Origin of the sequence: Pseudomonas sp. 37 R 15, from assembly GCF_900004865.1 — a bacterium.
Taxonomy (GTDB): Bacteria; Pseudomonadota; Gammaproteobacteria; order Pseudomonadales; family Pseudomonadaceae; genus Aquipseudomonas; species Aquipseudomonas fluorescens_AM.
Window position 1 is genome coordinate 21,497 of the sequence record NZ_CVTV01000008.1, and the last position, 13,073, is coordinate 34,569.

Consider the following 13,073-nt stretch of genomic DNA (forward strand, 5'->3'; position numbering starts at 1 on the left):
AGCCGTGGCCATGGAGGGTCGCAGCGGTTTGAAGATGGTGCATGGTTGACTCCCTTTCAATCCGCCCAGCCTCGGCAGTTGACCGCGCCAAGTCAAGGCGCGGAGAAGAACCGATTGAAACAGTCTGCAACAAGAACCGCACCGGGTTCGTCATTCAGGTGCAAATGATGACCACCCGGCAGCGTCGTCACGGTAAAGGGCAGCCGTGAAAGCAATTCAGGATGTTTCGCCACCATGCCCTCAGCCGCCACCACCAACTGCGTAGGGCAGCTCACTCGCCGTACGAAAGCCATGGCCTGTTCGTCGGTCAGGCGCATCGGTGATGCCAGGGTCAGGCGACTGTCGCTGCGCCAGGTATAGCCACCCGGCACCGGCATCAGACCGCGCTGGGCCAGCAGTTCTGCGGCTTCGCGGCTGACCGCGACCACGCCATGCATGCGCGCCTCGACCGCCCGGTCCAGGCTGGCGTACACCGGCTTGCGCTTGTCTTGCAGGCTCAATTGCGCCTGCAAGGCCATGCCCAGCCGCTCGGCTGCGTTCTCGCCGTCGGCGGTCGGCGGGATCACCCCGTCGATCAATCCAAGATGCGTCACGCGCTCCGGTAACGCCCCGGCGAGCACCAGCGAGACGATGGCGCCCAGGGAATGGCCAAGTAATGCAAAACGTTGCCAACCCAGTTGTTCGGCCACGTGCAATACATCGTGCACGTAATCCCACAAGGCATAACCGGCTCCCGGCGGACGATGCGCCGAGTGCCCGTGGCCGGCCATATCCAGGGCGACAATGCGCACACCCTGCAGCTTGGGCGCCAGGCGCGCAAAACTGTTGGCGTTGTCCAGCCAGCCATGCAGGGCAATGACCGGCAAACCATCTTCAGGTCCAAATAGATGCGCGGCCAGCTCGATATGCGGCAGGCTCAGGCGTACTTCTTCCACGGGCGTGCTCATGCGCAGCTGCGCTCACGGGCCTGCCAGCGGGAAAACACACTCTTGATCAACGTGGCGGTGTCCTGGGGTCGCTCAAGGGGAAACATATGGCCGCCGGGCATGGTGAGCATTTCACCCATGGGCAGGCGACCGACGCCGCTGGCATGATGGCGCATCACCACACGGCTCTGACGGCCGCGCACCACCGCCAGTGGCACTTTCAACTGGCGCACCTGGCCGGGGCTGGTGTGAGGCACGCCTCGATAGATGCTGATTTCGGTCGCCGGGTCGAAACGCAAGCGCAGACGGTCGCCCACTTGCAGCAGGCCATGTTGCAGATACGCCTCAAAGCACTCGGCGTCGAAACCCCGAAACAGGGTCTTGCCGGCGAAGTAAGCGCGCGCGGCGTCCAGGTCGCTGAATTCCTCACGGCGGCCCAGGGTGCGTCCGGCCGGGGTCAGGCGGTCGATGAAGCCAAAGCGTTTGGCGGCGCGAATCACCCAGCGATCCGCGCGGGTCAGCACCGGAGAGTCCAGCATCACCACGCCACGGTACAGCTGCGGGCAGCGCATCGCGGCATGCAAATGCAACACGCCGCCCAGGGAATGGCCGACGCCCCATACCGGCTCCGGTTGCTGCTGCAGATGATGGATCAGTTCATCCACCAGGTTCTGCCAGTTATCGTCCACCGGAAACCTGGGATCATGGCCGTGCTGCGGCAGATGCGCCACTGCATACTCGGGGGCCAGGGCGTCGAACAACTTGCCATAGGTGGCCGACGGAAAGCCATTGGCGTGGGCGAAAAACACGTGCTGCGACATACCGGCTCGCTCTACAGAAACAGACCTCGATTGTCACCATGCCCGGCCCTTACGGCAATGACCGTAACCGCCAGGAATGATGACACTCACGCCATGCCTATCGCGCCGGTGGCTGCTCGCCCAGCGGCACCACGGCCACGGTCAGGCGCGAAACGCAACTGGCCTTGCCCTCGTCATTGGTCAGGCGGATGTCCCACACTTGGGTCGTGCGGCCAATATGGATGGCCTTGGCCACCGCCGTTACTCGGCCGCTGCGCACGCCGCGCAGGTGATTGGCGTTGACCTCCAGGCCCACGCAATAGAATTTGCTGGCATCGACGCACAGATAGGCCGCCACGGAGCCTACGCTTTCGGCCAGCACCACGGAGGCGCCGCCATGCAACAGGCCGTAGGGCTGATGGGTACGGTGGTCGACCACCATGCTGGCGGTGAGGGATTGCTCGTCGAAGCTTTCGAAGCGAATGTCCAGCAATTCACCGATGGTGTTTTTCTGACTCGCGTTGAGTTGTTCGATATTCGGTTGCGTGCGCCACAGGCTCATAGGGGTGTCCTTATTGGTTTTATTACGACCCTAATCCTGCCACAAATCAGAGAGCGCACACACAACCTGTCGATATCGCCTACGGATTTTTTACGCTGACCAGGCTCATCAGCCCGGCCAGCGGGAAATCCCCTTCCAGCTCCGCCAGGCTGGCGGTGTGCATCGGCTCTGGCTGGCGCTGATGACCATGCTGCGCAACGCTGATCAGGCTACCCACCAACGGCTGATGGCTGACCAGCAGCACATTGTCATCGGTCTCGAGCTGTTCCAACACCTGCAACGGGTTGCCCTCCGGCGTCAGCCACGGCACCGTGCGAATGTCCGGCTCGAAGCCCAGCGCCTCGCGCACCAGGTGCGCCGTCTGCTGCGCCCGCACATAGGGGCTGGCGATGATGGCGCTGAGCGGCTGGCCGATCAGGTGCGCAGCGCTGCGCAACACGTCGGCCCTGCCGTGCGCGGTCAGGTTGCGCTCGGCGTCGGTGCGAGCGTGTGCCTCGGCTTCACCGTGGCGCAAGATCCACAGCTTCATAGCTTGGGCTCTTCATCACGCACCGGGTGCGGTGCCGGCGGCACGCTGTGAGCGGCTTCGCCTTCCGGTGCACGCGGGGTTGGCCAATCGGCAAACGGCCAGGGTTTTTGCTCGGTGTGGAAGCTGCCGAAGCGACCGATCTGCGCCAGGAACTGGCTGAGGCTGTCGCCGAAGTTCATCAGGCCCAGGTTCGGCGCGCCGTAGATCAGTCGGTAAATCAGTTGCACAATCACCAACGCGCCGAGCAGGAACTGCGCCACCTGCCACACCAGGGCAAACACCAGCATCCACAGGATGCGCAGCACAATGGACTCATACTTGGGGGCTGCTTTCGAATCGTTCATGCCGCGTTCCTCAGTTGAAACCGCTGGTGGAAATAAAATCGACATCGGTTTTCGGCTCGGCGCGCATCAGCAGCTCGATGACCTGGCTCAAGGTGCGTCCTTCAAACAGGATCGCGTGCAGCCCGGCAACCAGCGGCATATACACACCGACTTCCTGGGCCTTGGCTTTCAGCACTTTGAGGGTGTTGACCCCTTCGGCCACTTCGCCCAGGCGTGTCACCGCCTCTTCCAGGCTCAAACCCTGGCCCAGCGCGAAACCGACTTGATAGTTACGGCTTTTGGGCGACGAGCAGGTAACGATCAGGTCGCCGACGCCCGCCAGGCCCAGGAACGTCATCGGGTTGGCGCCCTGATTCACCGCGAACCGGGTCATTTCGGCCAGGGCGCGGGTAATCAGCATGCTCTTGGTGTTTTCGCCCATCCCCAGGGCCACGGCCATGCCAGCGATGATGGCATAGACGTTCTTCAACGCACCGCCCAGCTCGACGCCGAAGCGATCACCACTGGCGTAAACGCGAAAGGTGCGGCCATGCAGCACCGCCTGGACGCGCTCGCACAGCTGCTCGTCTTCACTGGCGATCACCGTGGCGGTCAGCGCATGCTCGGCCACTTCCCGCGCCAGGTTCGGCCCGGACAGCACGCCGATGCGCGCCTGGGGTGCGATCTCGTCGAGGATTTCGCTCATCAGCTTGAACGTCTGCGCCTCGATGCCCTTGGTCAGGCTGACCAGCAGCTTGCCCGCCAGACGTTCGGCGTGGGGCGCCAGCACCGAGCGCAAGGCGCTTGAGGGTAGCGCGACAAAGCACAGGTCGCAGTCGGCAAGGGTTGCCAGCAGATCGGTAACGGGCTCGACCGCCGGATGAATCTTGATGCCCTTAAGGTAACGCGGGTTTTCCCGGTGCACGCGAATGGCCTCGGCCTGCTCGGGATCACGCATCCACTGACGCACCGCGTGGCCATTTTCAGCCAGCAGGTTAGCCACGGCGGTACCAAAACTTCCGCCTCCCAGGACCGCAATAGGGCGCTGTTCAGTCATATGCAATCCGTTAATCCATACCAGTGGCGATGGCGGCATTATACGGGGCGACCCGCTTGCGGCCAGCCCCCGCGTGAATTCGTGCGCTTGTCGGAAAATGCCACACTTGAGTGAAGTAATTGCAAGTCTCACGACTGGCAAAATGCCCGACCTCAGTTAACATGGGCGGCTATCCGCAATTATCAAGGCCGTGCCGTGTATCCGGGCCCTCCTCTCCGCTCATCCCTGCAATTGATGCTGCCCTTGGTGCTCGCGTGCAGCGCCAGTGCGTCGGCTGACGACCTGTTCCTCGACAGCCAACCGCTGCCGCAGGTGTTGACCGCCACCCGCCTCAAGCAATCGGCCGCCGCCGTCCCCGGCAGCATGACCGTGATCGACAGCGAGCTGATCAAGGCCAGTGGCGCGCGCGACATTGCCGAGCTGTTACGCCTGGTGCCCGGGATGATGGTCGGCTACACCACCGGCAATCAGGCGGCGGTGAACTACCACGGCAGCAGCGCCAGCGATGCGCGGCGCATGCAGGTATTGATCGACGGGCGCTCGGTGTATCGCGCAGGCCTGGCCACGGTGGACTGGAGCGATATTCCGGTCGCCATGGAAGACATTGAGCGTATCGAGGTGTTTCGGGGACCCAACACCGTCAGCTACGGCGCCAATGCGCTGATGGCGGTGGTCAATATCCTCACCCGCTCACCGGCCAACAGCCAGGGCACGCGGGTAAAGGTCATCCAGGGTGAACGCGGGATCAACGATGTCTATGCCAGCCAGGGCGTGGGCTGGGAAACCGGCGATCTGCGCCTGTCGCTGTCAGGACAGCAAGACGATGGTTTTGACCGCGATGCCGTCGGCGCCGACCGCCGCGACAGCCGCCGCCTCAGCCGTTTCAGCCTGGCCGTCAGCCAGACGTTGAATGCGCAACAGAGCATCGACTGGCAACTGGATGCCAAGGAGGGGACCAATCAGCGCCCCTACACCTACGCTCCGGTATTCGCCGGGATTACCGAGGGCGGTACCAATTCCGACGTCACTGCCAAGGACTACGCAGGTTCGATGCGCTGGAACTTCGACTTCAACCCCGAACACAGCCTGTATATCCAGGGGTCGGCCCAGCAATGGGACCGTCGGCAGATCTGGAAAGCCTGTGACGCCAAGGTCTCGTTCAGCCCGGAATTGACCCGGCTGTGGCAACTCAACCCCAACTACGCCGAACAGCTGGCGCGGCACATGGATAAATTCAGCCAAGGCAGCGCCCCGCCCGGCAGCGCCGCCGAACAGGCGTTGGGCAACCAGGTACTGGACCAGTGGCGCAACGGCGCCAACCAGAGCGTGTGCGGCGATATCGACCAAAGTGCCAGGGAGAGCCGCTACGACGTGGAGCTGCAAGACACCCTCAGCCTCTCCGACAGCCTGCGCCTGGTCAGCGGGATGAATTACCGCTACGACCGCGCCGACTCCGACACCTACTTCAACGGCACGCTGGACGACACCACCTGGCGCCTGTTCGGCCACCTGGAATGGCGGGCCAGCGAACACTGGCTGCTGCAAGGCGGCGCGATGTACGAAGACACCCACTTGAGCGGCAACTCACTGACGCCTCGCGTGGCGGTCAACTATCTGATCAACCCGCGCCACGGCCTGCGGGCGGTGTACTCCGAGGCGATCCGTTCGCCGGATATGTTCGAGAACAACGTCAACTGGAGCTACCGCGTCACCAACCTCAGCTCGCCGGTCTACGGGCAGAATTCCGGGCAATATTTTGTGGTGACACGCGGCCCCGGCAATCTTGATAAAGAGTTGATGCGCTCGCGCGAACTGGGCTACAACGGCTTCTTTGCCGACCTCGGGTTGAATGTCGACGTGAAGCTCTTCTACGACGAAATCACCGACATGATCAGTTCGCCGCTGCGCAACAACCAATACATCGCCAGCAACGCCAACAGCTCGCGCTTTACCGGTGCCGAATCACAGTTCGACTGGCGCGTCAGCGACGCCGACCGCCTGCGCCTGACCTATGCTTACGTCGATGCGAGCGCCAGCAACCCACTGGACAAGGCGCAGACCGCACGCAACAGCGGCTCGACCGGCTGGTTGCGTGAATGGGGCCACGGTTGGTCGAGCGCCTTGTTCTATTACGGTGACGACGCACTCAACGAGTATCGCTTCGAACGGGTCGACCTGCGGGTGGCCAAGCGCATTGCACTGGGCAACACCAACGTGGAGCTGGCCGGCATGCTGCAACAACGCCTCGACAATCAGCCGACCACCTGGCCCGACAACCATTACGACCATCGCCATGTGCTCTACTTCAGCGCGCAGCTAGAGTTCTGACATGGGCGATCAGTCACGGATGACCCTCCCTCTTGTTTCACGGCTGTGGCGGCGCGGCTTGCTGCTCGCGTGCCTGCTGTTCACCCCCACCGTGTGGAGCGCCGATATCCTGCTGACCGCCGCCGAGGACAGTGCCGGTGTCCAGGGATTTACCCAGGCCCTCGCCCGGCAGCGCCCCGAAGACCATGTCGTCTTCACCCTGCTTGAAGATTTGCCGGCGCCGAGCCAGTTGCCCGCCACTACCCGCCTGATCCTGCTGGACCTGCCCGGCCTCGACTGGCGCTTGCAGGATACCCAGGGGCCACCGACCCTGGTGCTGCGCATCAGCCGCCTGCAAGCTCACCAGCGCCTGGGCAGCGCGCACCCGGCCAGAATCAGCCTGCTGTGGAGCGACCCGCCGCTGGCGCGCCAGCTGCGCCTGATCGCCAGCATCTTGCCCCAGGCCCGACGGATCGGCGTGCTTTACGGCGCCGACAGCGAATTCCTGCTGCCTGAGCTTGACCGGTACGCCGCGCCACTGGGCCTGGAAATCGTGCCCCAACGCTGGGACAACACCAACGACAGCCGCACCCTGCAAACACTGTTCAAGAACAGTGACGTGCTGCTGGGCCTGGACGACCCGCAACTGTACAACCCCAAAACCGCCAAGAACCTGTTGCTCAGCAGCTATGCCCAGCAATTGCCGCTGATAGGGCCCAATGCCGGGTTTGTCCGGGCCGGCAGCCTGGCCAGCACCTATAGCGACCAGCCCGACTGGCTCGCGGTACTCGATCGCCTGCTGGACCACCCGCCGGCCAGCTGGCCGCGCACGCTTTACCCGCAACACTTCAAAGTGGTGGGCAACCCGCAAGTCGCACGCTCACTGGGCACCGAACAGGTCGACGAAGCTGCCGTCGCCGCCCGCCTGGCCGAAGGAGATGAACGCCCATGACCTTGCGCCGTCGCTGGGACATTAACACCCGCACCCAACTCATCACCCTGGGGCCTGCACTGCTGCTGACCTTGCTGTTGATCAGCTTCTTTACCTTCGTGCGTATCCAGGACTTGCGCCAGGAGCTGGACCACACCGGCCAGTTGATCGCCAACCAACTGGCGCCTGCCACCGAGTACGGCGTTATTTCCGGCAACAACGATGTGCTCGACGCCTTGCTGCGCGCGACGCTGGCCACGCCCCACGTGCGTTTCCTGGAGATTCAGGACAGCGCCGAGAACATTCTGGTGTATGTCGAGCAGCCGTCGGAGAAGCACGACCGGTCGCTGTCGGTGAAAGTGTTCCAGGCACCGATCCGCTTGCAGCATATCCAGCTGGGCAATGACTTTTTCCAGGACAACCTCAACGAACCCAAGGCGCCGCGAGCGGACTACCTGGGCCGAGTGATTGTCGGTATGTCCAACGACGCGTTCAGCCAGCGTCAGCAGGAAATCCTGTTCAAGGCCGGCATTCTGGCGCTGTTCGCGCTGCTGTTTACCTTTCTCCTGGCGCGACGCCTGGCCGCCAGCCTGTCGCAGCCGATCAGCGCCATGGGCCACGCGGTGAAGGCCATCCAGCAGGGCGATTACAAGACGCCGCTGCCGATTGTCGACGACTCCGAACTGGGCGACCTGGCACGGCACATCAACAACCTGGCCGCAGGCCTCAATCAGGCCAGCCGTGAGCAGCAGCAGGCCATGGCCCAGTTGATCCAGACCCGCGAAGAAGCCGAGCGCGCGAATAATGCCAAATCGGAATTCCTGGCGATGATGAGCCATGAACTGCGCACGCCGATGAATGGTGTGCTGGGCATGCTGCAACTGCTGGAAACCACCGAGATGACCGAAGAGCAGGCCGAATACGCGGCGCTGGCTTCCGAGTCCACCGAGCACCTGCTCAAGGTGATCAACGACATCCTCGACTTCTCGCGCATCGAACGGGCCGCGCTGGAGCTGGAACATATTGCCTTCAACCTGGCCGACCTGATCAGCAGCTGCGCCCAAGCGTTCCAGCACAGTGCGCAGCAGCGCGGGCTGGCCCTGGAGCTGTCGATTCCGCCGGGCATGGAGGCTCTGCGGGTGTGCGGTGACCCGACCCGTATCCGGCAGATCCTGGTGAATCTGATCGGCAACGCCTTGAAGTTCACCGAGCACGGGACCGTGCATGTGGAGCCCCACTGGCAAACCCTGGACCATGAACTGGTGTGGTTCACCTGCACCGTGCGCGACAGCGGTATCGGCATTTGCGCCGAGCGCCTGGAATTGATGTTCGATGCGTTCCAGCAGGCCGACAGCTCTATTTCAAGACGTTACGGAGGCACCGGACTCGGCCTGCCGATCGCCCGCACCCTTGCCGAACGCATGGGTGGCACCCTGCGCGCCCAAAGCGAAGAAGGCCGGGGCTCGGTATTCACCCTGGAAATTCCGCTGGCCATCGATCAGCAAAGCCTGCCTGCCATCGCCCCGGACACCGTAGGCAAAACCAGCGCTGGCGCCGGGCGGCATATACTGCTGGTGGAAGACAACCCGGTTAACCGTACGGTGGTCGAAGCCATGCTGCGCAGCCTGGGTTTCGAAGTCAGCCTGGCCACCGATGGCGCCGAGGCGATCCGCAGCGCCGAAAGCCTGATCTTCACCGCGATCCTGATGGACTGCCGCCTGCCATTGATCGACGGCTACGAGGCCACTCGGCAAATTCGCCGACTGCCGGGCTGCGCCGATTTACCGATTATCGCCTTGACAGCCAACGCTTTGCAGGGCGACCGCGAAGCCTGTCTGGCTGCCGGAATGAACGATTACCTGGCCAAACCGTTCAAACGCACGGATTTGCAGCAAATCCTCCAGCGCTGGGTGCACTAGCTGTCGTGGCTAAGCCAAGTCCGACTGGCGTGGAGGACGAAAGTGCGGCAGTCTTAGGCACCCGAACGGGCCGATAAACAGGTCCGGTTTAACATTTCAGTGAACAAGTGTACATTGAGTACCTTGACGCTGTGACTTTCACTACAACGCAATAGTCTATGTGTAGGCTGCCGCTATGAGGCATGAACGCTTCATTCGGTTCGGGAAGATTTGCCCTACCCTGCCGCATGGGATTATTGAGGAGCTCGCATGACCAAACAAAACGCCTTTACTCGGGAAGACCTGCTGCGCTGCAGTCGCGGTGAGCTGTTCGGCCCAGGTAACGCGCAACTGCCCGCCCCGAACATGCTGATGGTGGATCGCATCACCCATATCAGCGAAGAAGGTGGCAAGTACGGCAAAGGTGAATTGGTCGCCGAGCTGGATATCACCCCTGACCTGTGGTTCTTTGCCTGCCACTTCGAAGGCGATCCGGTGATGCCGGGCTGCCTGGGCCTTGACGCCATGTGGCAACTGGTCGGCTTCTACCTGGGCTGGCAAGGCCTGCCGGGCCGCGGTCGCGCCCTGGGCTCGGGCGAAGTGAAGTTCTTTGGCCAGGTCTTGCCGACCGCCAAGAAAGTCACCTACAACATTCAAATCAAGCGCGTCCTCAAGGGCAAGCTGAACCTGGCCATCGCCGACGGTTCGGTGACTGTCGACGGTCGCGAGATCTATACTGCCGAAGGCCTTCGGGTCGGCGTATTCACTTCCACTGACAACTTTTAAGGGTTATCCGCATGCGCCGCGTCGTTATCACTGGTCTGGGCATTGTTTCTTGCCTGGGCAATGACAAAGAGACCGTCACCGCTAACCTGCGTGCAAGTCGCCCTGGCATCCGCTTCAACCCGGAATATGCCGAAATGGGTCTGCGTAGCCAGGTTTCCGGCTCCATCGACCTGCCCCTCGAAGAACTGATCGATCGCAAGATCTATCGCTTCGTCGGCCACGCTGCCGCCTATGCCTACCTGGCCATGAAAGACGCAATCGCCGACGCCGGCCTGAGCGATGATCAGGTGTCGAACGTACGTACCGGCCTGATCGCCGGCTCCGGCGGCGCATCTACCCTGAACCAGATGGAAGCGCTGGACATCCTGCGCGAAAAAGGCGTGAAACGCGTCGGCCCGTACCGTGTAACGCGGACCATGGGCAGCACAGTTTCAGCCTGCCTGGCCACGCCGTTCGCCATCAAGGGCGTGAATTACTCGATCTCCTCTGCGTGCGCCACCAGCGCCCACTGCATCGGAACTGCCGTTGAGCAGATCCAGCTGGGCAAGCAGGACATCGTATTCGCCGGCGGCGGTGAAGAAGAACATTGGAGCCAGTCGTTCCTGTTCGACGCCATGGGCGCGCTGTCCACCCAGTACAATGAAACCCCGGAGAAGGCCTCCCGCGCCTACGACGCCAAGCGTGACGGTTTCGTCATCGCCGGCGGTGGCGGCATGGTGGTGGTCGAGGAGCTGGAACACGCTCTGGCCCGTGGCGCGAAGATCTACGCGGAAATCGTCGGCTACGGCGCGACGTCCGACGGCTACGACATGGTTGCGCCAAGCGGTGAAGGCGCCATCCGTTGCATGCAGATGGCCATGTCCACCGTGGATACCCCGATCGACTACCTGAACACCCACGGCACGTCGACTCCGGTCGGCGACGCCAAGGAAATGGAAGGCGTGCGTGCGGTATTCGGTGACAACGCGCCGAAAATCAGCTCCACCAAGAGCCTGTCGGGTCACTCCCTGGGCGCCGCCGGCGTTCACGAAGCGATCTACTGCCTGCTGATGATGGAAGGCAACTTCATGGCCGGCTCGGCCAACATCGACGAGATCGACCCGGTCGTCGCCGATATGCCGATCCTGACCAAGACCGTTGAAGATGTGAAAATCGACACCGTGATGAGCAACAGCTTCGGCTTTGGTGGCACCAACGCCACCCTGGTGCTGAAACGCTGGCAGGGCAAGTAAGGCCTGACGCTTGACCGATGAAAAGCCCCGACTGGTTCGGGGCTTTTTTATGGGCGATTGAATGAGACCGAGTCACGTGCATCGGGGGCAAGTGAGTCGCCCCTCTCACATTTGACCCAGTTGGCCCAAAGAATGCGGTCGAATGTGGGAGGGGGCTTGCCCCCGATGGCGGCCTCCGGGCCGACCAGGATGCTGGATCAGACCGAGTACATATCCGTTTCTGCGGTAACGGCTGCTATGGGTTCCGCTTTTACAGCGGGTCACTTTTGGAAAAGAGCCCCAAAAGTAACCAAAAAGGCTCTTGCCCCACCACTCGGCACCTCGCCTAGGCTCGGTGTGCCCGAACGCAGGCTTGAATCCGTGGGCCGCCGCAATGGGCCATCCATGGCCCAGTGCGGCTAACCCGGCGTCCTGCCGGGTTACCCACGGATTCAAGCCTGCGTTCGGGCAGCGTGGTTTAACGGGGCGCCTGAGATCAAAAGCAGATCAAGATCAAGAGCGGCTCGCTTCGCATCGTGGTTTGCGTTGGGCGCTACACAGTTGTGAAGATACCTATGCGCGATAGGATCACCTCAATTACACAACACTAAAACCCGACCTCAATGAGTGCCCTCATTGCGGGTCGACTTGGGCAGGATGGCCAGAAAGTTATCCCGCGCCACCTTGTGGGCAACGTCTTCAGGCAATGCATCGAGGAAGGGATCAAAACGGCGCATTTCCTTACCCAGCTTGTTGAAGCGCCCTACCACGTCAGAGCCCAGCATGAATCGATCAGGGAACCGCTCGACCAGTTTGACCCACTCCGGCCTGGGCTTGCCCGCATCATCAAGCAGATAGGGCGTGAGCATGCTCCAGGACAGGTCGATATACAGGTTGGGGTAAGCCTCAAGGAGGCGATTCAACGTGGGCAGCAGGAAATCCATTTGCACCTGATGGCGGTGGATTTCCTTGCTGGTACCGGCGTGGGCCCAGATAAACCGCGTGTGCGGGTGGTTGCGCAACGGCTGCTCGACTTCGGCCAGGTACAACGGGTTGCGCTCGCGCTTGGAGGTGATGTTGGAGTGCAGCATCACCGGCAGGTCGTTCTCCGCCGCCAAATGATAGATGCGCGTCATGGCTTCATTATTGGCGCGCGGCGTATCACCCGAGGTCAGCGCGGTGAGATCGTCGTGGCGGGTAAACACTTCGCCGATGCCCTGCCACAGCCCTGGGTTGAGGTCGAGCATACGCTGGATGTGGGCGGCGGAATTCTTGTCGTTAGGATTGAAACCGGCCAGGAACGGATGAAAGTGCCGGCGCTGTTCAGGGGTGAGCTTGTTGACCGCAGCGGCGACGATGACATCGGTGGCGCTGTACCAATAGGCATCGGCATCGTCGCCTGCATAATAGCGCGGGCGTTTGGGTTCATCCTCGTGCCATTTCTTGGCCACGGGAATGCCGGAAATCATCACATGCTCGATGCGATTGTCCGCCATGGCCTTGAGCAGCTTGTCCATGCCCGCGGTTTCCTGGAAAAAATCCACGTAATGCAGGTGGGCGTCGCTGTAGGCATAGTCGCGGGCCTGCACGGCAAGACTGCTGGCGGCGAGCATCAGGGCAAAACTCACACGGGTCCAAAGCACGGTGATACCTCGATAGGAACTGATACGGGTAGACCCTGCCCCGCGTATCAGGGTTCAGCAGGGACAAAAATCTGGAACACCCAGGTGCCGGCATGTTCTA

At 62.0% G+C, this 13,073-nt stretch carries 12 protein-coding genes; 5 read left to right on the forward strand and 7 right to left on the reverse strand.

Annotated elements, in window-relative coordinates; genetic code table 11:
• Nucleotides 1–92: 92 nt before the first annotated feature.
• The 6 genes from BFQ04_RS00575 to BFQ04_RS00600 all read right to left on the reverse strand — a co-directional run bounded on the left by BFQ04_RS00575 (nt 93) and on the right by BFQ04_RS00600 (nt 4,197).
• The gene (locus BFQ04_RS00575; RefSeq protein WP_065949110.1) at nt 93–947 is read right to left on the reverse strand and encodes an alpha/beta hydrolase; all 855 of its coding nucleotides are present in this window, start codon (nt 945–947) and stop codon (nt 93–95) included.
• Nucleotides 944–1,747, reverse strand: a complete 804-nt coding sequence (locus BFQ04_RS00580) for an alpha/beta fold hydrolase (protein ID WP_065949111.1) — start codon at nt 1,745–1,747, stop codon at nt 944–946. The genes BFQ04_RS00575 and BFQ04_RS00580 overlap by 4 nt, the downstream gene beginning before the upstream one ends.
• Before the next feature lie 97 nt (nt 1,748–1,844).
• Entirely contained in the window at nt 1,845–2,288 is a 444-nt protein-coding gene (locus BFQ04_RS00585; RefSeq protein ID WP_065949112.1) for a hotdog fold thioesterase, read from the reverse strand.
• A 79-nt stretch (nt 2,289–2,367) separates the two neighbouring features.
• Nucleotides 2,368–2,817: a phosphohistidine phosphatase SixA gene (sixA, locus tag BFQ04_RS00590; protein WP_065949113.1), complete on the reverse strand. Its 450-nt coding sequence runs from the start codon at nt 2,815–2,817 to the stop codon at nt 2,368–2,370.
• Nucleotides 2,814–3,161: a DUF4389 domain-containing protein gene (locus BFQ04_RS00595; protein WP_065896341.1), complete on the reverse strand. Its 348-nt coding sequence runs from the start codon at nt 3,159–3,161 to the stop codon at nt 2,814–2,816. The genes sixA and BFQ04_RS00595 overlap by 4 nt, the downstream gene beginning before the upstream one ends.
• Nucleotides 3,162–3,171: 10 nt before the next feature.
• On the reverse strand, nt 3,172–4,197 hold the full coding sequence (locus BFQ04_RS00600; RefSeq protein ID WP_065949114.1) for an NAD(P)H-dependent glycerol-3-phosphate dehydrogenase: 1,026 nt from the start codon (nt 4,195–4,197) through the stop codon (nt 3,172–3,174).
• A gap of 195 nt (nt 4,198–4,392) precedes the next feature.
• Here BFQ04_RS00600 and BFQ04_RS00605 point away from each other — a divergent pair, with 195 nt between their 5' ends.
• The 5 genes from BFQ04_RS00605 to fabB all read left to right on the forward strand — a co-directional run bounded on the left by BFQ04_RS00605 (nt 4,393) and on the right by fabB (nt 11,351).
• Complete coding sequence (locus BFQ04_RS00605) at nt 4,393–6,525, forward strand: TonB-dependent receptor plug domain-containing protein (protein WP_083217889.1); 2,133 nt, start codon at nt 4,393–4,395, stop codon at nt 6,523–6,525.
• Nucleotide 6,526: 1 nt separating this feature from the next.
• The gene (locus tag BFQ04_RS00610) at nt 6,527–7,456 is read left to right on the forward strand and encodes an ABC transporter substrate-binding protein (RefSeq protein ID WP_065949116.1); all 930 of its coding nucleotides are present in this window, start codon (nt 6,527–6,529) and stop codon (nt 7,454–7,456) included.
• Nucleotides 7,453–9,354 carry an ATP-binding protein gene (locus BFQ04_RS00615; protein WP_065949117.1) on the forward strand — a complete coding sequence of 634 codons (1,902 nt, stop codon included), beginning with the start codon at nt 7,453–7,455 and terminating at the stop codon, nt 9,352–9,354. The genes BFQ04_RS00610 and BFQ04_RS00615 overlap by 4 nt, the downstream gene beginning before the upstream one ends.
• Nucleotides 9,355–9,603: 249 nt before the next feature.
• Nucleotides 9,604–10,119: a 3-hydroxyacyl-[acyl-carrier-protein] dehydratase FabA gene (gene fabA, locus BFQ04_RS00620; RefSeq protein WP_003210552.1), complete on the forward strand. Its 516-nt coding sequence runs from the start codon at nt 9,604–9,606 to the stop codon at nt 10,117–10,119.
• A gap of 11 nt (nt 10,120–10,130) precedes the next feature.
• A complete protein-coding gene (gene fabB, locus BFQ04_RS00625) occupies nt 10,131–11,351 on the forward strand; it encodes a beta-ketoacyl-ACP synthase I (RefSeq protein WP_065949118.1) in 1,221 nt (406 codons plus the stop codon).
• 599 nt (nt 11,352–11,950) lie between these two features.
• Here the strand turns inward: fabB and BFQ04_RS00630 are convergent.
• Nucleotides 11,951–12,943 (reverse strand): amidohydrolase family protein, encoded by a 993-nt coding sequence (locus BFQ04_RS00630; protein WP_065949209.1) that lies wholly within the window; start codon nt 12,941–12,943, stop codon nt 11,951–11,953.
• Nucleotides 12,944–13,073 lie beyond the last annotated feature (130 nt).

Coding starts and splice junctions, on each gene's coding strand:
- BFQ04_RS00575 (WP_065949110.1), bottom strand. CDS start 947: ATGAGCACGCCCGTGGAAGAAGTACGCCTGAGCCTGCCGCATATCGAG.
- BFQ04_RS00580 (WP_065949111.1), bottom strand. CDS start 1,747: ATGTCGCAGCACGTGTTTTTCGCCCACGCCAATGGCTTTCCGTCGGCC.
- BFQ04_RS00585 (WP_065949112.1), bottom strand. CDS start 2,288: ATGAGCCTGTGGCGCACGCAACCGAATATCGAACAACTCAACGCGAGT.
- sixA (WP_065949113.1), bottom strand. CDS start 2,817: ATGAAGCTGTGGATCTTGCGCCACGGTGAAGCCGAGGCACACGCTCGC.
- BFQ04_RS00595 (WP_065896341.1), bottom strand. CDS start 3,161: ATGAACGATTCGAAAGCAGCCCCCAAGTATGAGTCCATTGTGCTGCGC.
- BFQ04_RS00600 (WP_065949114.1), bottom strand. CDS start 4,197: ATGACTGAACAGCGCCCTATTGCGGTCCTGGGAGGCGGAAGTTTTGGT.
- BFQ04_RS00610 (WP_065949116.1), top strand. CDS start 6,527: ATGGGCGATCAGTCACGGATGACCCTCCCTCTTGTTTCACGGCTGTGG.
- BFQ04_RS00615 (WP_065949117.1), top strand. CDS start 7,453: ATGACCTTGCGCCGTCGCTGGGACATTAACACCCGCACCCAACTCATC.
- fabA (WP_003210552.1), top strand. CDS start 9,604: ATGACCAAACAAAACGCCTTTACTCGGGAAGACCTGCTGCGCTGCAGT.
- fabB (WP_065949118.1), top strand. CDS start 10,131: ATGCGCCGCGTCGTTATCACTGGTCTGGGCATTGTTTCTTGCCTGGGC.
- BFQ04_RS00630 (WP_065949209.1), bottom strand. CDS start 12,943: ATGCTCGCCGCCAGCAGTCTTGCCGTGCAGGCCCGCGACTATGCCTAC.